20 protein-coding genes are annotated in these 21,042 nt (G+C 61.3%); 3 read left to right on the top strand and 17 right to left on the bottom strand.

Going from position 1 to position 21,042, the window contains the following annotated elements; genetic code table 11:
• Nucleotides 1-339 (bottom strand): P-II family nitrogen regulator, encoded by a 339-nt coding sequence (locus tag FAZ30_RS15905; RefSeq protein WP_103524502.1) that lies wholly within the window; start codon nt 337-339, stop codon nt 1-3.
• A gap of 147 nt (nt 340-486) precedes the next feature.
• On the opposite strand from FAZ30_RS15905, the gene purL reads away from it, so the two are divergent.
• The gene (purL, locus tag FAZ30_RS15900; RefSeq protein ID WP_137009824.1) at nt 487-4,446 is read left to right on the top strand and encodes a phosphoribosylformylglycinamidine synthase; all 3,960 of its coding nucleotides are present in this window, start codon (nt 487-489) and stop codon (nt 4,444-4,446) included.
• Nucleotides 4,447-4,536: 90 nt separating this feature from the next.
• Here purL and FAZ30_RS15895 read toward each other — a convergent pair whose 3' ends face one another.
• The 7 genes from FAZ30_RS15895 to FAZ30_RS15865 form a co-directional block, all read right to left on the bottom strand.
• On the bottom strand, nt 4,537-4,974 hold the full coding sequence (locus FAZ30_RS15895; protein ID WP_124640862.1) for a cytidine deaminase: 438 nt from the start codon (nt 4,972-4,974) through the stop codon (nt 4,537-4,539).
• A gap of 53 nt (nt 4,975-5,027) precedes the next feature.
• A complete protein-coding gene (locus FAZ30_RS15890) occupies nt 5,028-5,933 on the bottom strand; it encodes a LysR family transcriptional regulator ArgP (RefSeq protein WP_124640864.1) in 906 nt (301 codons plus the stop codon).
• 33 nt (nt 5,934-5,966) lie between these two features.
• Entirely contained in the window at nt 5,967-7,172 is a 1,206-nt protein-coding gene (locus FAZ30_RS15885) for an MFS transporter (protein WP_137009823.1), read from the bottom strand.
• Nucleotides 7,169-8,065: a pirin family protein gene (locus FAZ30_RS15880; RefSeq protein WP_124640868.1), complete on the bottom strand. Its 897-nt coding sequence runs from the start codon at nt 8,063-8,065 to the stop codon at nt 7,169-7,171. Before FAZ30_RS15880 ends, FAZ30_RS15885 begins: the two co-directional genes overlap by 4 nt.
• Nucleotides 8,066-8,178: 113 nt before the next feature.
• Nucleotides 8,179-8,475 (bottom strand): putative quinol monooxygenase, encoded by a 297-nt coding sequence (locus tag FAZ30_RS15875; RefSeq protein ID WP_158613523.1) that lies wholly within the window; start codon nt 8,473-8,475, stop codon nt 8,179-8,181.
• 13 nt (nt 8,476-8,488) lie between these two features.
• Nucleotides 8,489-9,235 (bottom strand): SDR family NAD(P)-dependent oxidoreductase, encoded by a 747-nt coding sequence (locus FAZ30_RS15870; protein WP_124640881.1) that lies wholly within the window; start codon nt 9,233-9,235, stop codon nt 8,489-8,491.
• An 85-nt stretch (nt 9,236-9,320) separates the two neighbouring features.
• The gene (locus FAZ30_RS15865; RefSeq protein WP_124640883.1) at nt 9,321-10,043 is read right to left on the bottom strand and encodes an isochorismatase family protein; all 723 of its coding nucleotides are present in this window, start codon (nt 10,041-10,043) and stop codon (nt 9,321-9,323) included.
• Between the two features lie 195 nt (nt 10,044-10,238).
• On the opposite strand from FAZ30_RS15865, the gene FAZ30_RS15860 reads away from it, so the two are divergent.
• The gene (locus FAZ30_RS15860) at nt 10,239-11,180 is read left to right on the top strand and encodes a LysR substrate-binding domain-containing protein (RefSeq protein WP_124640885.1); all 942 of its coding nucleotides are present in this window, start codon (nt 10,239-10,241) and stop codon (nt 11,178-11,180) included.
• Between the two features lie 77 nt (nt 11,181-11,257).
• Complete coding sequence (locus FAZ30_RS15855; RefSeq protein ID WP_246043370.1) at nt 11,258-11,932, top strand: LysE/ArgO family amino acid transporter; 675 nt, start codon at nt 11,258-11,260, stop codon at nt 11,930-11,932.
• Between the two features lie 69 nt (nt 11,933-12,001).
• On the opposite strand, the gene prmB is transcribed toward FAZ30_RS15855, so the two are convergent.
• The 9 genes from prmB to FAZ30_RS15810 all read right to left on the bottom strand — a co-directional run bounded on the left by prmB (nt 12,002) and on the right by FAZ30_RS15810 (nt 20,916).
• Nucleotides 12,002-12,922 carry a 50S ribosomal protein L3 N(5)-glutamine methyltransferase gene (prmB, locus tag FAZ30_RS15850; protein ID WP_137009822.1) on the bottom strand — a complete coding sequence of 307 codons (921 nt, stop codon included), beginning with the start codon at nt 12,920-12,922 and terminating at the stop codon, nt 12,002-12,004.
• A gap of 136 nt (nt 12,923-13,058) precedes the next feature.
• A complete protein-coding gene (locus tag FAZ30_RS15845) occupies nt 13,059-14,435 on the bottom strand; it encodes a phosphomannomutase/phosphoglucomutase (protein ID WP_124640892.1) in 1,377 nt (458 codons plus the stop codon).
• 83 nt (nt 14,436-14,518) lie between these two features.
• Nucleotides 14,519-15,547, bottom strand: coding sequence for an anthranilate phosphoribosyltransferase (gene trpD, locus FAZ30_RS15840; protein ID WP_137009821.1), 1,029 nt, complete (start codon nt 15,545-15,547; stop codon nt 14,519-14,521).
• A gap of 90 nt (nt 15,548-15,637) precedes the next feature.
• The gene (locus FAZ30_RS15835; protein ID WP_124640896.1) at nt 15,638-16,207 is read right to left on the bottom strand and encodes an aminodeoxychorismate/anthranilate synthase component II; all 570 of its coding nucleotides are present in this window, start codon (nt 16,205-16,207) and stop codon (nt 15,638-15,640) included.
• A gap of 284 nt (nt 16,208-16,491) precedes the next feature.
• On the bottom strand, nt 16,492-16,773 hold the full coding sequence (locus FAZ30_RS15830; protein ID WP_137009820.1) for a DUF3761 domain-containing protein: 282 nt from the start codon (nt 16,771-16,773) through the stop codon (nt 16,492-16,494).
• 143 nt (nt 16,774-16,916) lie between these two features.
• Nucleotides 16,917-17,345 carry a (R)-mandelonitrile lyase gene (locus FAZ30_RS15825; RefSeq protein WP_124640900.1) on the bottom strand — a complete coding sequence of 143 codons (429 nt, stop codon included), beginning with the start codon at nt 17,343-17,345 and terminating at the stop codon, nt 16,917-16,919.
• Between the two features lie 25 nt (nt 17,346-17,370).
• Nucleotides 17,371-18,222, bottom strand: a complete 852-nt coding sequence (locus tag FAZ30_RS15820; RefSeq protein WP_124640902.1) for an aldo/keto reductase — start codon at nt 18,220-18,222, stop codon at nt 17,371-17,373.
• A 44-nt stretch (nt 18,223-18,266) separates the two neighbouring features.
• The gene (locus tag FAZ30_RS15815; RefSeq protein ID WP_124640904.1) at nt 18,267-19,697 is read right to left on the bottom strand and encodes an MFS transporter; all 1,431 of its coding nucleotides are present in this window, start codon (nt 19,695-19,697) and stop codon (nt 18,267-18,269) included.
• Between the two features lie 70 nt (nt 19,698-19,767).
• Entirely contained in the window at nt 19,768-20,916 is a 1,149-nt protein-coding gene (locus tag FAZ30_RS15810; RefSeq protein WP_205676606.1) for an iron-containing alcohol dehydrogenase, read from the bottom strand.
• Nucleotides 20,917-21,042: the final 126 nt, after the last annotated feature.

Genomic DNA, 21,042 nt, shown 5'->3' with positions numbered 1-21,042 from the left:
TCAAATCGCGTCTTCGTTGGTTTCGCCGGTACGGATGCGCACGACCTGTTCCACCGGGGTGACGAAGATCTTGCCGTCGCCGATCTTGCCGGTGCGGGCGGCGGCCACGATGGATTCGATTGCACGATCCACCAGGTCATCGGCCAGAATGACTTCCACTTTCACCTTGGGCAGGAAGTCCACCACGTATTCGGCACCGCGATACAGTTCGGTATGGCCCTTCTGGCGGCCAAAGCCTTTGACTTCGGTCACGGTCAGGCCGTTGATGCCGATGTCGGACAAGGCTTCGCGCACTTCGTCCAGTTTGAAGGGTTTGATCACGGCTTCGATTTTTTTCATGCTCGGGTGCTCCTTGCGGTGACTTTATTGTTCCGGAAATGCGCTGTGGACGGTTGATTGCCCGACATTCGCCACAGAATGGCCTTAATGCACGGCCTGTTTTGCTGTATTATGACGCGCTTTCCTGATACTTGTCGCGAGTGTTGCATGTCGACCATTCTCAAGCTGCGGGGCGGTGCCGCCCTGTCCCAGTTTCGTCTTGAAAAACTTCTCGCTGCGGCGGCCGAGGCCGGTTTGCCCGAGATCAGCGTGAAAGCCGAATTCTGGCATTTCGCAGAAAGCGAAAGCCAACTCTCGACCGAACAGCAAGATATTCTGGGCAAGCTGCTCAATTATGGCGAGGCCCCGCATGCGGACGCGCCGCAGGGCGAGCTGTTCCTGGTGACGCCACGACTGGGGACGCTGTCGCCCTGGGCATCCAAGGCCACCGACATCGCCCGCCACTGCGGGCTGGAGCAAGTGCTACGCATCGAACGCGGCACGGCTTACTGGGTTAGCACCGCCGGTGTATCTTTAAGTGAAGAGGCTCGTCAGGTTTTGGCGGGCCTCTTGCACGATCGCATGACCGAAACCGTGTTGTCCGCGCTGGATGACGCTGACAAGCTGTTCGTGCACATGGATCCGCAACCGCTGACCAGCGTGGATATCCTGGGTGGTGGCCGCGCCGCACTGGAAGCAGCCAACCGCACGCTGGGCCTGGCCTTGTCCGAAGACGAAATCGTCTACCTGGTGGAAAATTTCACCCGCATGGGCCGCAATCCCACCGATGTCGAGCTGATGATGTTTGCCCAGGCCAACTCGGAACATTGCCGTCACAAGATTTTCAATGCCCAGTTCGTGATCGATGGCGTAGAGCAGGGCAAGTCGCTGTTCCGCATGATCCGCGATACGCATGATGCGCATCCTGAAGGCACGCTGGTGGCCTACAAGGACAATGCCTCGGTGATCGAGGGTGCCTTCATCGACCGCTTCTATCCGGCTCCGGAAACGGCCGAGTACGGTTTCACCACCGAACCGACCGACATCCTGATGAAGGTGGAAACCCACAATCACCCGACCGCCATTTCGCCTTTCCCCGGTGCTTCCACCGGTTCGGGCGGCGAGATTCGCGACGAAGGCGCCACCGGCCGTGGTTCGCGCCCCAAGGCTGGTCTGACCGGCTTTACCGTGTCCAACCTGAATATCCCGGGCTTTGTGCAGCCGTGGGAAGTGTATGGCGAGCAGCAGGCCGAATACGGCCGCCCCGGTCGTATCGCCTCCGCCCTGCAGATCATGCTGGATGGCCCGATTGGCGGCGCAGCCTTCAATAATGAATTTGGTCGTCCCAACCTGACCGGCTACTTCCGTACCTTTGAAGAGGTGGTGGATGGCGAAGTGCGCGGCTATCACAAGCCGATCATGATTGCCGGTGGTCTGGGCAGCATCCAGCAGCAACAGATTCACAAGAACGAAATCCCGGAAGGCGCTTTGCTGATCCAGCTGGGTGGCCCCAGCCTGCTGATCGGTCTGGGTGGCGGTGCGGCATCCTCGATGGATACCGGTGCCAACAGCGAAAACCTGGACTTCGACTCGGTACAGCGTGGCAACCCGGAAATCGAGCGCCGCTGTCAGGAAGTGATCGACCGTTGCTGGCAGTACGGCAGCAACAACCCCATCGTGTCGATTCACGACGTGGGCGCGGGCGGTCTGTCCAATGCCTTCCCGGAATTGGTGAACGATGCCGGCCGTGGTGCCATCTTCCATCTGCGCAAGGTGCATCTGGAAGAAAAGGGCATGACCCCGATGCAGATCTGGTCCAACGAATCGCAAGAGCGCTACGTGCTGGCCATTCTGCCGCAGGATCTGGAACGCTTCACCGCCATTTGCGAGCGTGAGCGTTGCCCGTTCGCGGTGCTGGGTGTGGCTACCGACGATGGCCACCTGCAGGTACGCGACGATCACTTCAACAACAATCCGGTAGACATGCCGCTGGAAGTGTTGCTGGGCAAGCCGCCGCGCATGACCCGCGATGTGAAGACCGTACCGCTGGAATTCCGCGTGTTCGACGCTTCGCGCTTCCCGCTTAAGGAAACCGCCTACCGCGTGCTGCGTAACCCGGCGGTGGCCGACAAGTCTTTCCTGATCACCATCGGTGACCGCTCGGTGGGCGGCATGACCGCGCGTGACCAGATGGTGGGTCCGTGGCAGGTACCGGTGGCCGACGTAGCCGTCACCACCATGGGCTTCAACAGCCATCGTGGCGAAGCCATGGCCATGGGCGAGCGCACCCCGACCGCGCTGTTCAATGCGGCGGCCTCCGGCCGTATGGCAATTGGTGAATCGCTCACCAATATTGCCGCCAGCTTTGTCAGCCACATCGGCAATATCAAGCTGTCCGCCAACTGGATGGCTGCTGCCGGTCATCCGGGCGAAGAAGTGCGCCTGTACCAAACCGTGGAAGCGGTATCGCAGCTGAGCCAGGACCTGGGCATCAGCATCCCGGTGGGCAAGGACTCGCTGTCGATGAAGACCGTGTGGGAAGAAAACGGTGAGAAGAAGTCGGTGACTGCACCGGTTTCGCTGATCGTGACCGCCTTCTCGCCGGTGGAAGATGTGCGCAAGACGGTGACCCCGCAGCTGCGCAATGAAAAAGACACCGACATCATCCTGGTCGACCTGGGTTATGGCCGCTGCCGCCTGGGTGGCTCCATCTATGGCCAGGTATGGAAGGCGATGGAAGGCCGTGCGCCGGACGTGGAAAGCCCGGCCCAGCTGGCAGCCTTCTTCAATACCGTGCAAAGCCTGCTGCGTGACGACATGCTGCTGGCCTACCATGACCGTTCCGATGGCGGCCTGTTCGCCACACTGGCGGAAATGATGTTTGCCGGCCATGTGGGCCTGACGGTTGATCTGCAGGAACTGGTGATCGAGCGCAAGAACACCCAGCGCCTGATCGACGATTTCGTGCAGCCGACCCCGGAAGCCGCTACCCATGGCCGCATCATGCGCGTGCTGTTCAACGAAGAACTGGGTGCCGTGCTGCAGGTGAAGAAGGCACACACTTCCGAGGTGATTTCCCGCTTCATGGCTGCCGGTATTGGCCGCGAGCTGTTTGTGCTGGGCAAGATCAATAGCAAGGATCGCCTGGTCATCAATCATCATGGCAGCGAGCTGTTCAACGAAAGCCGCATCGACCTGCACAAGGCCTGGAGTGAAACCAGCTATCGCCTGCAACGCATGCGTGACAACCCGGCCTGCGCCGACAGCGAGCATCTGCTGTTGTCCAATGCCAAGTCGGATGGTCTGTTTGCCAAGCTGTCCTTCGATACCGAACAGAACCCGGCCGCTCCGTTCATCGCCACCGGCGCCCGTCCGCGCATGGCCATCCTGCGCGAGCAGGGTGTGAATGGCCAGCTGGAAATGGGTGCTGCCTTTGACCGCGCCGGTTTCCAGGCAGTCGACGTGCACATGAGCGACATCATCAGCGGTCGCGTATCGCTGGCTGATTTCAAGGGTCTGGCTGCTTGCGGTGGCTTCAGCTATGGCGACGTGCTGGGTGCCGGTGAAGGCTGGGCCAAGAGCGTGCTGTTCAACCCGCGTGCCCGCGAGCAGTTCGAAGCCTTCTTCCAGCGCGGCGATACCTTCGCGCTGGGCGTGTGCAACGGCTGCCAGATGATGTCCAATCTGTCCGGCATCATTCCGGGCGCACAGCATTGGCCGAAGTTCCAGCGCAATGCCTCCGAGCAGTTTGAAGCGCGCTTCACCATGGTGGAAGTCACCGAGTCGCCGTCCATCTTCCTGGCCGATATGGTGGGTAGCCAGCTGCCGGTGGTGGTCAGCCATGGCGAAGGCCGTGCCGTGTTTGCCCCGGGTGCACAGGATGGCGTGATCACTGCGCTGCGCTATGTTGATTTCGATGGCCGCGCCACCGAAACCTATCCGCTCAACCCCAACGGCTCGCCGGCCGGTATTACTGGTGTCACCACCGCTGATGGTCGCTTCACCATCATGATGCCGCACCCGGAACGCGTGTTCCGCACCGTGCAGAACAGCTGGCACCCGGATAACTGGGGCGAGAACGGCGCCTGGTTCCGCATGTTTGCCTCGGCACGTCGCTGGGTGGGCTAAGCAGTTCGGCAGCAAAACAAAACGGAAGCCCATGGGCTTCCGTTTTTTTATGTGCGTTGCGCGAGAACAAGCCGGGCAGGCTGTCGGCAGCTAGCAAGAACTGGCCGCATCGCTCAGGTTGTTTGGGCCAAAGGCATGGGGCAGCAAGACATCCAGCGTGGTGTCGATGCACTCGCTGCCATCGCAAATGCAGCGTACCAGCATGCCAGGGCCAAATTCGTTTAGTACCTGACGGCAAGCGCCGCAGGGTGAAGTAGGGGTGGCGGTGGGGGTGTAGACGCAGACCGCCACAATCTCCTGCAGATCGTGTAATACACGGGCCGAATAGATGGCGGTGCGCTCGGCGCAGTTGGCCAGGCCATAGCTGGCGTTTTCCACATTGCAGCCGGGGTGGATCTGCCCCTGTGCATCCAGGATGGCGGCACCGACGGCGAAGCGGCTGTAGGGCACATAGGCGCGGCGGGCTGCCGTGCGCGCGGCTTGTTCAAGCGCGGCCCACTGGGCCGGGGTGGGGGTGTGCTGCGGCATGTTTTCTGATCCTGAAGCAGGGCGCGTGATCTTGCCCCCGCTGCTGGCCGCTGTCAACGCTCGGGCAGCTGCTGACGTAATACCTGCTGCGCCCAGCCCAGCAGGGCGGTACTCAGATCGCCAGCCAGCGAAGACTCCACCCGCCAGTGATGCCAGTACAAGGGCAGGTCGACATACTGGCCGGGCAGCAAATCCAGCAGGCGGCCACTCTCCAGGTCATCGTCTATCATCAGCTCCGGCAGCAGGCTGTAGGCCAGCCCCAGCCGGGTTGCCTGTACGAAACCCTGTGGCGTGGGCAGGGTGATGTGGGGCGTGCTGCCGTCATAGCCGGCCACCTGGCGCAGAAACTGGCTGTGCAGATCATCCTTGCCACTGAAAATGATGGCCGGTGCCTGCGCCAGTGCCGCGTGAGTAAAACCGTCGGCAAAGTAGCGAGTGGCAAAGTCCGGCGTGGCCAGGCACAGATAGCGCATGCAGCCGAGGAAATGGCATTCGCCACCTTGTATTGGCGTATCCCGGGTGCCGATGCAGCCGGCGACATGGCCGCTGCGCATTAGCTCGTGGGTGTAGTCCTGGTCATCCATCATCACGTCGAACAGCAAGCGGCGGCGCTGCATGAGTGCTTGCACGGCTGGCAGAAACCAGGTGGCGAGGCTGTCGGCATTCACTCCCACGGCCAGCGTGGTGAAGTCGCTTTGCTCGCCATCCGGCAGCAGGGTGTTGAGCAGCTCACCTTCCATCAGGCTGAGCTGGCGGAAGTGTTGCAGCAGCAGGCGGCCTGCGGTGGTGGGGGCCGGTGGGCTGGTGCGGGTGAGCACCGGCTGCCCCAGGTTTTCTTCCAGCTGACGTATGCGTTGGGAAATGGCCGACTGGGTCAGAAACAGCTTGCGTGCCGCCTTGTCGAAGCCGCCGCTGTCCACCACGGCGGACAGGGCTTCCAGTTGTTTCGGGTCGAGCACGGCAGGCTCCGGCGATGACAGAAGAAAGCCATGCTAATGGCTGCGTGGCCGCATGGCAAACAGCATGGCGGCGAGCAGGGCACCCGCCAGAAACAGCCAGCGCGCCACGCTCCAGTCGGTGGAGCCGGCTACCATGGCTGCCAGCAGCAAGGGGCCGAGTAACTGGCCGAGATTGGCCAGTTGCACGAAGTAGCCTTGCAGAATGGCCAGCTGCACTGGTCCACGGCTTAGCCCGTGGGCAGAAGACAAGGCCGCCGGCGGTACCGCGCCACCACAGAAGGAGAGCGCCAGACAAAGCAGATAAGCCCTATCCGGCGACAGGCCGGGCCAGAAGGCAAGCAGGCCGCTCAGCCCCATCAGCCCCAGTGCCGCGCAAATCAGCGTATCGCGCCCCATGCCACGACGCAGCAGCCAGGCTCCGGCGAGGTTGCCGGGGATATTCGCCACCACGGCCAGCGCCGACAGCAGGGCGATGCGACTGGCGCTCAGCTCTGGCCGGCCATGCAACATCGAGGGCAACCACACAAACACTGCCCATAGCATCAGGGTATACAGCATGAAAGCGAGGCCATAACGCCACACAGCGGGCTGGCGCAGCACGGCGAATGGCGCTGCCTGCGCATCTGTATGGGTGGCGCTGTGCAAGCTGCGCTGGCGGAAGGCCGGTTTGCACGCCAGCAGCAATAGCAAAGCCAGCAATTGCAGCGCCATGCCGGCCAGCCAGGCTAGTCGCCAGCCGCCAACTTGTGCCAGCGCGGGTGTCGGCAGCATGCCGATGGCCGCCCCCAGCGGCAGATTCACCGCCCACAGGCTGAGTGCCAGCCGCTTGTCCCGCTCGCTGGCCAGGCTGACGATCATGCTGGGCATGGCCACCGATACCAGCAAGAAGCCGATGCCTTCGATCACCCGCGATACCAGCATCATGTCCAGCCCGCCTGCCGGCAGGGCCAGTCCGCCGCCCAGCAGCAACAGCAGCAGGCCGATGACGCCGGCTTGCAGGGCATTCCAGCGTGCCAGCAGCAAGCCCATGAACAGGCTGAGCACAATGGCGAGGCTATTGAAAGCCGAGGCGATCCAGCCGCCTTGCACCAGATTCAGCCCCAGCTCATGCCGCAGCAGGCCAAGTACCGCCGGCACCTTGCCCAGACAGAAGGCCCCGGCAGCCCCGGCGAAAATGGCAATCAGCAAGGCCGGCCAGTGGGTGGCCGGTGCTGTTGCAGGCTGGGCCGGCGTCGTCATGCGGGCTGCCGGCTGTTGTGCAGCCAGTCGTCGCTCAACTGGCCGAATTCGCCGCGCTGGTAAGCGTGGATACGGTCGTTGATTTCCTCGGCGCTATTCATCACGAAGGGCCCGTGCTTGACCAGTGGCTCCTTCAGCGCCGGGCCGGACAGCAAGACAAAATGGCAGCCCTCGGCAGCGTATAGCTGTAGTTCGGCCCCTTGCGCTGCCGTGGCATCCAGGCCAATGCCAACTGCGCTCCCCGCGGGGATGTCAGCCGTTTGTCCTGCTGCCTGTAGCTGTAAGGGACCGCTGATGGCGTAGAGCATGGCATTCCAGCCCGGCTCCAGCACATGGGCGAAGCGCTGGCCGGGATCAACAAAACCATCCAGCAAGGTAAAGGCTTCCGGCAGCGCTGCCGTGTGGGCGGCATGGATGCCGTTGCTGCTGCCGGCGGCAACGCGTACCCGCATGCCGGGGGCGTGGTATTCCGGGATGTCTGTCGGCTCGGCATGCACGGCAAATGGCGCCTGCATTTTCTTGCTGGCCGGCAGATTGACGAAAATCTGCAATGCATGCACGTGCGGGTTGATGCCTTCCGGCTGTTCGGTATGCACGGCGCCGCGTCCTGCGGCCAGCCAGTGCAGGGCTCCCGGTACGATAGGCCCCTGATTGCCCATGGAGTCATAATTGACATGCGGGCTGGCTGCGTCTTCGAACATATAGGTGACGGCGGAAATGCCGGCGTGGGGGTGGGGTTCGAAGGTAGTGGCGGTCATGTGGAAGTGATCCACCATCACCACCGGGTCGATCAGCCCGTGGAACATCTGTTCGCCAAAATGCTGGGCCTGGAAGCCACTGCCGATGGTGAGCGGCTGGCCGTGGACCGGTGCGGAAATCTTCAATTGCGTCATCTTGCGGGTATCCTGATTGCCGCCGGGCCAAGCGGCCGCAGCGTTGTTGAGAGCGGCTAACTAAAAGCGTGCTGCGGTTTTGGCCACGGGAACACGCATTTTTGTTAGCCACGCTAAAGTGGTAGGGGCTGCCAGTGCCGCAGCTGCCGTTCTGCCGCAAACATGGTGTGCACCTTGGCGAAATAGGGCTGGTAGTAAGCGCGCTGCAACTGCACCTCTTCCAGATGACGGCGGCTGCTCCAGCCTTCCAGCAGCAGGATGCGGCAGGGGTCGTCGTCATCCTGGAAGATCTCGAAGCGCAGGCAGTCTGCCTCTTGCTGCAGAATGAAACGGCTGAACTGCTGTAGTTCTAGCAGGAAATCCGCCACACATTCCGGTTTGATGGTGAGTTCAACCGTCAATACATGCATGTCAGCTGCTGCATTACAGGGCATCGGTCAGGCCGCCATCGGTCAGCAGGGTGCGGCCGGTTATCCAGCGCGCGTCTTCACTGGCCAGGAATGCCACCACGTCGGCGATGTCTTGCGGTTGCGCCACCCGGCCCAACGGTGTGCCATTGGCCACGGCTTCGCGGCGGGCCAGCGGTGTGGCTGCGGTCATGTCGGTTTCGGTCATCGCCGGTGCCACTGCATTGACGGTAATGCCACGCGGCCCCAGTTCCAGTGCATAGGCGTGGGTCAGTACCGAGACGGCCGCCTTGCTGGCCGAGTAAATGGCCGTGCCGATGCGCGGTGAGTAAATCAGGTTGCTGGACAGGTTGACTATGCGTCCGCCTTGCTCCGGGAAAAACGGCAGGGCATGACGGGTCATCAGCAGCATGCTGCCCATATTGCCGTCGAAAACACGGGCAATATGCTCGGCATCGACGTCGGCCAGACTGCGACCTTCGAACACGCCGGCATTGTTGATCAGGATGTCGATGCGGCCAAAGCGTGTGGCAATGGCGGATAGCACATCGCGCACGGCCGCTTCCTGGCTGACATCGGCTGCATAGGCTGCCGCCTTGCCACCCTGGCTGATGATGTCGGCAACGACATGCTCGGCCTGCTGCTGATTGCTGCGATAAACAATCACCACCTGCGCGCCCTGGCTGGCCAGCTTGCGGGCAATGGCTGCGCCAATACCACGCGAACCGCCGGTGATCACGGCCACCTTGTCTGCTTGTTTCATGATGAATCTGCTCTGTCTGGCTTGATGGAAGGCTGTTTGCAGCCAGCGCCGCCATGTGGGCGCTGGCTGTGCTCACTGCTGCGGCTTACTTCTTGGTGAAGCCGCTTTGCATCTGCCATACCAGGGTGGCAAACGGCATGTCCAGATCGCCGTAGACATCATGCGCCTTGGGGTCGACGTTGCTACGCAGCATTTCCACCGCTACCGTGGCATAGTCGGTGACCGGGATGCCGGCACCCAGCAGGCGTTGCAGGCCGGCAGTGCGCTTGGCTTCATTGAAGGTACCGGAAGCATCCAGTACGACACGGGTGTCATAGCCAGCGGCCTTGGCCGACAGTGCCGGGAAACTGGCACAGATTTCCAGCGACACGCCGGCGACGATGATTTGCTTGCGGCCGGTTTTTTCAATGGCAGCGCGGACTTTCGGGTCTTCCCAGGCATTGATCACGGTACGGCTGATGACTTGTACACCCGGCAGGGCTGCGGTCAGTTCCGGCATGGTCGGACCCCACATGCCGTCCGGCATGGTGGCAGTCACGATAACCGGTACGCCCAGGGTGCGCGCGGCCTTGGCCAGTGCCACGACGTTGTGCTTCAGATCGCCAACCGTGGTATCACGCACACCGCTGATCAGGCCGACCTGATGGTCAACCAGCAGCAATACGGCATTGTCACGCGACAGCATGCTGAGGTTGGCGTTTTGCTGAGCCGCTGCCGTAGTGGCAGCGGCGGCCGGCAGGGAGACGCTGGCAGCGGACAGGGTGGCGAGGCCGACCAGGGTGGCGGTGAGCAGTTGACGGATTTTCATGGCTTGGTCCTTTGCGTTGTGGTTGAAGCAATCTGGCCATGCCCCCGTTGCCTGGTTTGGGTAGGGACTGTACGAAAGGCTTGATTGCGTGGAGGTATTATGGACAAAGCACTCAGGATTAAAATATAGGAAAAATCGTATTTATCGTTCCGCTGGTGGAACGATAATCTGCAGACTGTCTGCAAGGAAATACCCATGATTCCGCTCGCGCTTGATTTGAATGATCTGTTTCTGTTCTCCCAGGTAGTACAGCGCCAGGGCTTCAGCGCAGCCGCCCGTACCCTGGGCCTGCCCAAGTCGCGTATTTCGCGCCGGGTCAGCCTGCTGGAGGAGCGGCTGGAAACACGCCTGCTGCAGCGTAACTCGCGCAGTCTGCGGCTGACCGATGCTGGCGAGGCACTGTATGCCCACTGCCTGGCCATGCTGGCCGAGGCGCAGGCGGGTGAGGCTGCCGTGCGCCAGCGCCAGCAGGAGCCCAGTGGCCAGGTGCGGCTGAGCGTGCCGATTGCCATTGCCGATGCCGTGTTGTCGCGCTTGCTGCCCGACTTCATGCAGCGCTATCCCAAGGTGAAATTGTCGGTGCAGGCCAGCAACCGCCAGGTGGACTTGCTGGAAGAGGGGGTGGATGTGGTGGTGCGCGGTGTCGGTTTCGAACAGGCATCTTCCAGCCTGGTGCAAGTCAGCCTGTGTACGGCGCAGTGGGGTCTGCTGGCCACGCCGGCCTGGCTGGCGCAAGCGGGGGATGTTCTATGGCCGCAACAGCTGGAGGGGTGTGGCAGCCTGCAGTTTGGCCCGCTGGATGGTGGCACTGATGTCTTGCTGTTGCGTCACGAATCTGGCAGCTACCAGGATGTGCGCGTGAATGTGCTACTGCGCAGCGACAATGTACAAACGCTGAAGCAGGCGGTACTGGCTGGACTGGGGGTAGCCGGGCTGCCGCTGTATAGCTGCGCGGAAGAGTTGGCCGATGGGCGCTTGCAGTTGCTGCTGCCACAGTGGCGGCCCAAAGATGGGCGGCTGGTGATGCTGTATCCGACGCGCCGTGGTTTGTCACCGGCGGTGCGGGTGTTGATTGATTTCTTCAAGAGCCAGTTGCCGGGCTTGCTGGAATATCGCGCCTGCCAGGGCGAGGACTAAAATCAGAATTTCTTATCGTGTATAAAAATTATTAGCTTAACTTCTATTCAAATTGACTTTAAGCTACGCGCCTATTCATGGCTCGCTTTGCCACCTGGCAGCGCTGCCGCTTGTATGGCGAGAAAATCATGTTCAACTTGAATGTCTATCTGGCTGCGCTGGGGCTGTCCACCAGCCAGATCGTGGGTATCGGCCCGCAAAACGCCTTCATCATCCGGCAGGGGATTGGTCGCAGCCATATCCTGCCCATCGTGCTGATCTGCATTGTGGCGGATGTGCTGCTGATCAGCTGTGGTGTGCTGGGCATGGGCAAGATCATCGGTGCCATTCCCGGTTTCGTGCAGACCGTGGCCTGGTTGGGTGCGGCTTTTCTGTTGTGGCTGGGTTTCAAGTCCTTCCGCGCAGCCGCTCACCCCGGCGCGCTCAAGCTGGAAGGGTCGGTGGAGCGTGACCGCAAACGCGCCATTCGTACCATCTTGCTGGTGACGCTGCTCAATCCCTATGTCTGGCTGGATACCGTGATACTGATCGGCAGCGTGGCATCGGTATACGGTAGCCTGGCTGCGCCTTCTTTCATTCTGGGCAGCATCACGGCGTCGGTGCTGTGGTTTGCCGGTATCGGTTTTTTTGCTGGCAAGCTGGCGCCTTTTTTCCAGAAGGAAAGCAGCTGGCGCGTGCTTGACTGCGCCATTGGCCTGATCATGCTGTTTACCAGCAGCCTGCTGCTGTGGAACTACGGTTTCAGCCACTAGCAGGTCGGTGGGTATATATGAAAAAAGCCGGACAATTGTCCGGCTTTTGCTATTGGAGCGGGCGCTGCCTTATTCGGCAGCCTCATCCAGTGCCAGGCCGTTGACCAGGTCTTCGCGGGTCAGCAAGAAGACAAAGCCATCACCGCTGGCGGTTTCCATCCACATGAAGGGCAGGTTGGGGAAGCATTCTTCCAGCATCTCGCGGTTGTGGCCGATTTCCACCAGCAGCACGCCTTGCTCAGTCAGCAGATCCGGTGCGCGGTGCAGGATTTCGCGGGTGGCATCCAGGCCGTCTTCGCCGGAGCCCAGCGCGATTTCCGGCTCGTGCAGGTATTCCTGCGGCAGCGCGTCCACCGATTCGGCATCCACATAGGGCGGGTTGGCGATGATCAGGTCGTAGGGTTCTTCCAGCCCTTCGCACAGATCGCTGTGGATCAGCTGGATCTGCTCTTCCAGGCCGTAGTTCTGCACATTGATGGCCGCCACTTCCAGCGCATCCAGCGAAATGTCGACGGCGTCGATTTCGGCATCCGGGTAGTGATGCGCCAGCTGGATGGCCAGGCAGCCCGAGCCGGTACACAAGTCCAGTGCGCGGTGCACCAGTTCCGGATGTTCGATCCACGGCTGCAGCGGCTCGCCCAGCAGCTCGTAGATGAAGGAGCGCGGCACCAGCACGCGTTCGTCCACATAGAAGCTGAACTCGCCCTGCCAGGCTTCGTGCGTGAGGTAGGCCACCGGCACTTTTTCTTCGGCCCGGCGTTCGATCAGGTCGATGATGTCCTTGACTTCAGTGGGTAGCAGGCGTGCGTCCAGATAGGGTTCCAGCCGGTCGATTGGCAGCTTCAGCATAGTCAGAATCAGGTAGGCGGCTTCATCGTGGGCGTTGTCGGTGCCGTGGCCATAGGTCAGGCCGGCCTGATTGAAACGCGACACCGCAAAACGCAGCAGATCGCGCACGGTGGTAAAGCTGCTGGCAGCCTGGGCGTACATGCTCATCCTTTCGGGACAGGGGGCCGCGATGGGCCATCCCTTGTCAATAATGACAGGGGACATGGCCTGCCATGTCCCCTGTGGTCTGGTTCGGCCGCCATTATAGGGCAAGCGGCCGCTACTGCACTATTTCCGTTCAGAACGGCAGTTTGGCATCCGTTGCGGTGGCCAGTACGCGGCGGAAGTCGGCCTTGATGCGTTCCAGTGCTTCGGCATTATCCGCTTCGAAACGCAGCACGATAACCGGGGTGGTGTTGGAGGCGCGCGCCAGGCCGAAACCGTCGGCATACTCCACGCGCAGGCCGTCCAGGGTGTTGATTTCCTCGGCACCGTCAAAGCTGGCAGTCTGTTGCAACTTGGCGATCAGGGCGTGGTTTTCGCCCTCGGCCTGCATTTTCAGGTTGAGTTCCGGTGTGGAAATGGCATTGGGCAGGGCATTGAGCACGGCGCTGGGGTCTTCTACCCGCGACAATACTTCCAGCAGGCGCACGCCGGCATACATGCCGTCGTCAAAGCCATACCAGCGCTCCTTGAAGAACACATGGCCGCTCATTTCGCCGGCGAGCAGCGCGCCGGTTTCCTTGATCTTGGCCTTGATGAAACTGTGACCGGTACGGGCCATCACCGGCTCGCCACCGTTTTCCAGAATCCACGGTTTGAGCAGACGGGTGGATTTGACGTCGTAAATCACCTTGGCCTTGGGGTTGCGCTCCAGCACGTCGGCAGCAAACAGCATCAGCTGGCGGTCTGGCCAGATGATATTGCCTTCCTTGGTGACCACGCCCAGGCGGTCGCCGTCACCATCAAAAGCCAGGCCCAGCTCGGAATCGGTCTTGGCCAGCGCTTCGATCACGTCCTGCAGGTTTTCCGGTTTGGCCGGGTCCGGGTGGTGATTGGGGAAGGTGCCATCCACGGTGCAGAACAGCTCGCGCACGCGGCAGCCCAGGCGACGGAACAGCACGGGGGCAAAGTCACCGGCGATGCCATTGCCGCAATCCACCACGATGTTCATATTGCGTTCCAGCTTGATATCACTGGTGATGCGCGTCAGGTAGGCCTCGGTAATGTTATGGGTGCTGTAGTTGCCGGCACCTGTAGCCAGCTTGCCGCTCTTGATGCGTTGATACAGCGCCTGGATGTCTTCGCCGGCCAGGGTGTCGCCGGCCAGCATCATCTTGAAACCGTTGTAGTCCGGTGGGTTGTGGCTGCCGGTCACCATGACGCCAGACAGCGTGCCCAGTTCGTAAGCTGCAAAATACAGCATGGGCGTGGCCACACGGCCGACATCGATGACATCCACCCCGGCGGCACGGATGCCATTGGCCAGTGCATCGCTCAGATCGGGGCCAGACAGGCGGCCATCACGGCCAATGACGATGGCCTTGACCTTGCGTGCCACGGCTTCCGAGCCGATGGCATGGCCTATTTGCTGGGCGGCTTCCACTGTCAGCGTCTTGCCGACAATGCCGCGAATATCGTAAGCCTTGAAAATGTCTTGGGATGGTGTGCGCATGATGGTAGGCAATATCTCGAGAAGCAGGAATCAGTGGTAAAACCGTCCGGCCACAGCGGGTGGCCGGACGTGCAAAAACGGGGTTACGCAGCCAGTGACTGGCTCAGCGCTATCAGTTGCTGCAGCTTGGCGCGCGCCTGGCCGCTGGCCAGTACTTCACGCGCCAGCGCAATGCCTTCCGGCAGCGTGGCGCAAATGTCGGCAGTATAAATCGCTGCGCCGGCATTGAGCAGGACGATGTCCCGCGCCGGGCCAGGCTGGTTGTCCAGTACCGACAGCAGGATGTCGCGTGAAGCGGTGGCGCTGGTGGCCTGGATGTCCTTGAGTTCGAAGAAGCTGAAACCCAGTTCGCGCGGGTCCAGGATGTATTCCTCGATCTGGCCGTCTTTCAGTTCGGCCACCATGGTGCGGTCGCTGAGGGTGATTTCATCCAGCCCGTCCAGACCGTGCACGATCATCACATGCTTGCTGCCCAGCTGCTTCAGCACCCGCGACTGGATGCCGACCAGGTCGGGGTGGAACACGCCCATGATCTGGTGATCGGCATTGGCCGGGTTGGTCAGCGGTCCCAGGATATTGAAGATGGTGCGCGCGCCCAGTTCCTTGCGGATGGGGGCAACATGCTTCATCGCACTGTGGTGATTGGGGGCGAACATGAAGCCGACGCCGATCTCATCGATGCAGCGGGCCACTTGTTCGGGGCTGAGCGCCAGATTGACACCCAGCAGTTCCAGCACGTCGGCGCTCCCCGAGCTGGACGACACCGAACGCCCGCCATGCTTGGCTACGCGCGCACCGGCGGCCGCCACGACAAAGGCCGATGTGGTGGAGATATTAAAGGTGTGGCTCTTGTCGCCACCGGTGCCGCAGGTATCGATCAGGTGCTCGCGCAGCTGTACCGGCACTGGCGTGGCAAACTCGCGCATCACCGTGGCGGCCGCAGCGATTTCCGACACGCTTTCCACCTTGGTGCGCAGACCAATCAAAATGGCAGCCGTCTGGGCCGGAGTCAGTTCGCCGCGCATGATCTGGCGCATCAGATCCAGCATTTCGTCAAAAAACAGTTCGTTGCCGTCAATCAGTCGGTTGAGGGCGGCCTGGGGGGTCAGCATGATGAAGGTCCTTGAATCTCGGGCGGGGCTGTCGTGGCAGCACGGCAAAGCAGGCCCCGACCGTGACAGGCGGGGCCGTCAGTCATTCGCTCAGGCGAATTCCTTGAGGAAGTTGTCCAGCATGCGGTGGCCATGCTCGGTCAGGATGGACTCGGGATGGAACTGCACGCCCTCGATGGGCAGGGTTTTGTGGCGCACACCCATGATTTCGCCGTCGTCGGTCCAGGCGGTGATTTCCAGGCAATCCGGCAGTGTTTCGCGCTCGATCACCAGCGAGTGATAACGGGTGCAGCTCACCGGATTGGGCAGGTCACGGAACATGCCGATATTGTGATGGTGCACCGGCGACACCTTGCCATGCATCAGTTGCTTGGCGTGAATGATATTGCCGCCAAAGGCCTGGCCGATACCCTGATGGCCCAGGCACACCCCCATGATGGGCAGCTTGCCGGCAAAGTGCTTGATGGCCGCTACCGAAATCCCGGCCTCGTTCGGCGTGCAGGGGCCGGGGGAAATCACCAGATACTGCGGCTGCAAGGCTTCGATTTCTTCCAGGGTGATTTCATCATTGCGAAACACCTTTACCTCTTGTTGCAGCTCGCCGAAATACTGCACCAGGTTGTAGGTAAAAGAGTCGTAGTTGTCGATCATCAGCAGCATGATTTCGTAAACCCTTGAATTTGCTGGAACATATTGACTTGCCAGCTATTTGCTACCCCCTTTGCCGCTCCAAATTGCTTTTATTGGGGCCGGGCAAGCGGGCAGGTGAATAAGATGGGCTTTACTATACCGGAACCGGGTTTGCTGTGCAGCCCATGCAAACCCGCCTGATCCTGACCAGGCAAGCACACGGTCCGCTGCAGGCTTCCATTCGGATCAGCCTCTGGCTGGTATCGAAGCGCCATGAGCACGGCCATTGCTGGCAGTCGTTCACCCCAAGCAGGCTACCTCAGCCACTCACTCACCCCGCCGTGGCGGGAGCAGGTGCCACGGTGATGCTGGCTGAAGCTATAGCTGCCATCGCGGCATTTGGCGGTGGCACCCTGTGGAGCCTGGCCGGATTTGCTGTGGGCCGGGCGGTGTACGGTGTTGCCATCCTTGTTGGTGTAGCTGCCGTGCTCGATCAGCTGGGTATCGTCTGGCTGATAGCCGCCGGGAGGCGGGGCTTTGGCATACAGGGTTTGGCAGGCGAGGATGGCAAGCAGAAATAGGACAGCGCGTTTCATGATGGCTTGTTCAGTGAAATGGCCAATCATGACATACAAGTATTATCATGCGCCATATACTCCCAAAGAGTGCCTCGCGTCTATCGCCTTCAAGGCCAGGGTCGTGCATTGAATGCAAGCCTGGCCTTGGGCGTGTCTGCCATTTAGCTGGCGTATTGCGCGTCACTCACTTTTTCCAGCCAGTTCGCCACACTACCTTGTTGCTGTTCCTGAATGGCGATATGACTCATGGCGGTGGTGGGGGCGGCGCCGTGCCAGTGTTTGGTGTTCGCCGGAATGCTCACCACGTCGCCGGGGCGGATTTCCTGTACTGGCCCACCCCACTGCTGCACGCGGCCGCAGCCCGCGGTGACAATTAGCGTCTGCCCCAGCGGGTGGGTGTGCCAGTCGGTACGCGCAGCCGCTTCAAACGTGACCAGCGCGCCGGAGCCGGCTGCGGGGTGGCGCACGGCAAACAAGGGGTCGACGCGCACGCAGCCGGTGAACCACTCCGCCGGGCCGCGGTAGGAATCTTGCGTGCCGGCGCGGCTTACCGTGACGGCGTCGGTGCTGGGAAGTGTTGGCTCTGTCATGTGATGTTCTTTCTGGATGTCGGTATCAGGTGGGGCGATGTGCTTCGTACAGCCACTTCACCATGGCCGGGTCTCTATGGTCGAAAAATGCACTGCTGGCGGTATCGAGCGTAGCGATGCTGGCCATGTCGTCGGCAGTCAAGGCGAAATCGGTGATGGCGAAGTTTTCCGCCATGCGCTCTGGCCGCACTGATTTGGGAATGGCCACCACGCCGCGCTGTAGCAGCCAGCGCAATACCACCTGGGCTACCGTGCGCTCATGACGGCTGGCGATGGCTTGCAGCAGCGCATGGCCAAACAAGTTGTTGCGACCCTCGGCGAATGGCCCCCAGGATTCAAGCTGTATGCCCAGTTGCTGCAGGAAGGCTGCGCTGGCGGTTTGCTGGAAGAAAGGGTGGGTTTCCAGCTGGTTTACCGCCGGAACAATCTTGTTGCGCATGACCAGATCCATCACCCGGTCCGGGTGGAAGTTACTGACGCCAATGGCGCGGATACGGCCGGCGCGGTACAGCTCTTCCATTGCGCGCCACGAGCCGTGCACATCGCCATAGGGCTGGTGGATCAGATAGAGGTCGAGGTAATCCAGCTGCAGTCGCGCCAATGAGCGCTCGAAGGCCTGCAAGGTCTGTTCGTAGCCGCTGTCGTGCAGCCACAGCTTGCTGGTGATGAACAGTTGCTCGCGCGGGATGGCGCTGGCGGCGAGGGCGCGGCCAACAGCGGTCTCATTGCCATAGGAGGCTGCGGTGTCGATAAGGCGGTAACCGGTGCGCAGTGCGGCGGCCACGCAGGCCTCGCACTCGGCCAGATCGCTCATCTGGAACACCCCAAAGCCCTGCAAGGGCATCTGGATGCCGTTGTTCAGTGTGGTTGTCTGCATATTGCCATTCCTTTTCTGATGTTATTTGCGGATTTTCTGTATGTTCAGGCTGTTTGCGCCGCGGCCTTGTACGCCGTGTCCGGGCGCGCAGCGTCGAAGTCGAAGCGGATGTAGCGCAGCGATACCAGCAAGGCCACGCACAGGAACAGCGCAGCCGTATACAGGACGTGGCCGGTGTGCAATGCCATGCCGGCAGCGTCGTACACGGCGGCATGGCCGGCGGAATACACCACAACCAGAATGGCCAGCCCCAGGGTTGCGCCAATCTGGTGGGCTACGTTCAGCACCCCGGACGCCGCGCCCGCGTGGTGTTGCTCCACCCCGGCCACTCCCGCCACCGTCAGCGGTGCCAGCACCCAGCCCTGCCCAAAACCGACCAGCAACATCGGCACCAGCACGCCGCTCAGGTAAGACGCTTGCGTAGCCGCCAGCCCCTGCCACAGCACCCCGGTAACACACAGCGCGAGGCCGGTCAGCAACACGCGACGGTGGCCAAAGCGCCGTACCACCGCAGGAACAGATAGCGAGGTCGCCAGCTGGGGCAGGGTGACCGGCACGAAGGCAAGCCCGGCCAGCATGGGTGAGAAGCCCAGCACGCCTTGCAGGTATTGCGCGGTAAAGAACCAGAAGCCCACCATGCCGCACAGGAAAAGCAGCCGTGCGACATAGGCGGCATTACGTTGCGGATTGCGCAGCAGTGCCAGCGGCAGTAGCGCTTGTTGTGCGTGTGACTCAATCCACAAAAATGCCCCAAGCAGCGGTAACCCAATGGCGATGCTGGCCCAGGTCAGCGGCGAGGCCCAGCCGGATTCCGCCGCCTCGACGATGCCGAATACCAGCGCGCACATGCCCAGGGTGGAGGTCAGCGCACCGGCCATGTCGAAGCGCCCGGTCTGCCGCGGCGTTTCGTGGATATGGCGCACGCTGCCGGCGATCAGTGCCGCACCAATTGGCAGGTTGATGAAGAAGCCGGCGCGCCAGGAGATGAGATCGGCCAGCAGCCCGCCCAGTACCAGCCCCACCGTGGCACCAATGCCCGCGGCAGCTGCGTACAGCGAGAGCGCCCGGGTGCGTGCGTGGCCCTCCTCGAAATGGGTGGAAATCAGCGCCAGGGTCGAAGGTGCCAGCACGGCAGCACCGAGGCCCTGCACCGCACGAAAGCTGATCATCCAGGCCGGTGTACTTGCTGCGCCAATGGCCAGTGAAGCGAGGGTGAAGATGGCCAGGCCGGTGATGAACATGCGCCGCCGGCCAAGGATGTCGCCGGCGCGTGCCCCCAGCAGCAGAAAGCCGCCAAAGGTCAGGGTATAGGCATTCTGTATCCAGGACAGGCCGGCCGGGGTGAAACCAAGGGCCGCCTGGATGCGTGGCAGACCGGTGAGCACGATGGAGATGTCGATCACCAGCATCAGGTAGCTGACCATGATGATGGTCAGCACCATGCCGCGATCCGGCGGGCGAGAAGCAGGGGTCATGCTTGGTTCACTCCCGGGCTTTGCCCTATGGTGGTATGGCTCAACTCGACATGCAGCAGCATTGGTTTTCTCATCGTGCCAGCTTCAGTATTTCGACCACCACTTCGCGGGTATAGATATCGGCGATGCCGAACCATTGGGCGTTGCCCAACACCACGTCGGTAATGGCTGGCACATCGGCTTCGGTGATGCCCAGTTGCGACAAGCGCGTTGGGGTGCCGATCTTGTCGAACCAGGCTTCCAGGGCGGCAATGCCTTGCTGCGCAGTATCAACGCCGAATACCTGCTTGGCGAAGCGCTGGAACTGCGCCGGGTTGCGGCCGTGATACCACTTCATCCAGGCCGGCATGATCACCGACAGTCCTGCACCGTGTGGCACGTTGAACAGTGCCGACAGTGCGTGCTCGATCATGTGGTTCGGGTAGTTGAAACCGGCGGTGCCGGCGTAGAGCAGGCCATTGAGCGCCTGGGTGGCGGCCCAGGCAAACTCGGCGCGTGCTGGGTAATCGGCCGGGTTGTCCAGTAGGGTTTCGGTGGTGTCGATCACGGTGTTGACGATGGCTTCCACCATGCGCGAGTGCAGCGTGGGCTGTACCGTGGCGGTGAAATAGCCTTCGATGCAGTGCGCAATGATGTCGGCGGCCGAGTAGACCAGGTAATCGCGTGACACGGTCTGCATCAGGGCCGGGTTGACGATGGATACCCGCGGGAAGGTATGCACCGACTGGATGGCAAACTTTTCCTTGCTGTCCTCATTGGTCACCACGGCACCACTATTCATCTCGCTGCCGGTGGCTGCCAGGGTGAGGATGGAAAACACCGGCAATGCCGCATTGATCGTGGCCTTGCCGATGAACAGATCCCATACCTCGCCGGAGTAAGCCACGCCGGCGGCAATTGCCTTGCTGCTGTCCAGCACCGAGCCGCCGCCGACGCTCAATACCGCACCCACCTGATGGCCACGCGCCAGGGCGATGCCATCGCGCACTTTCGACAGCAGCGGGTTGCTGACAATGCCGCCAAATTCGACGAATTCGATGCCGTGCTCGGCCAGGCTTTTACTTACGGTCTGGAACAGGCCATCGCGCTTGATGCGCTCGCTACCAAAGCACAGCAGCACCTTGTTGATACCATGTTCCGCCAGATGCTGGCCGATCAGTTGTTCCTTGCCTGTGCCGAAGTCGATCTTGGTGGGATTGAAGAAAGTAAAGTTGTCCATGCGTATTCTCCGCAGCCGTTGCGGCCGGTGGTCTTGATGGACGTCACTTTAATTTCCTGGAAAACATTAAACTAGCGCATGATTATTTGAATAATCTACAACTTTTTAATGTTAATTCACCGGCAG

Origin of the sequence: Aquitalea aquatilis (assembly GCF_005155025.1) — a bacterium.
Classification (GTDB): Bacteria; Pseudomonadota; Gammaproteobacteria; order Burkholderiales; family Chromobacteriaceae; genus Aquitalea; species Aquitalea aquatilis.
This window is presented reverse-complemented; position numbering and strand designations above follow the sequence as displayed.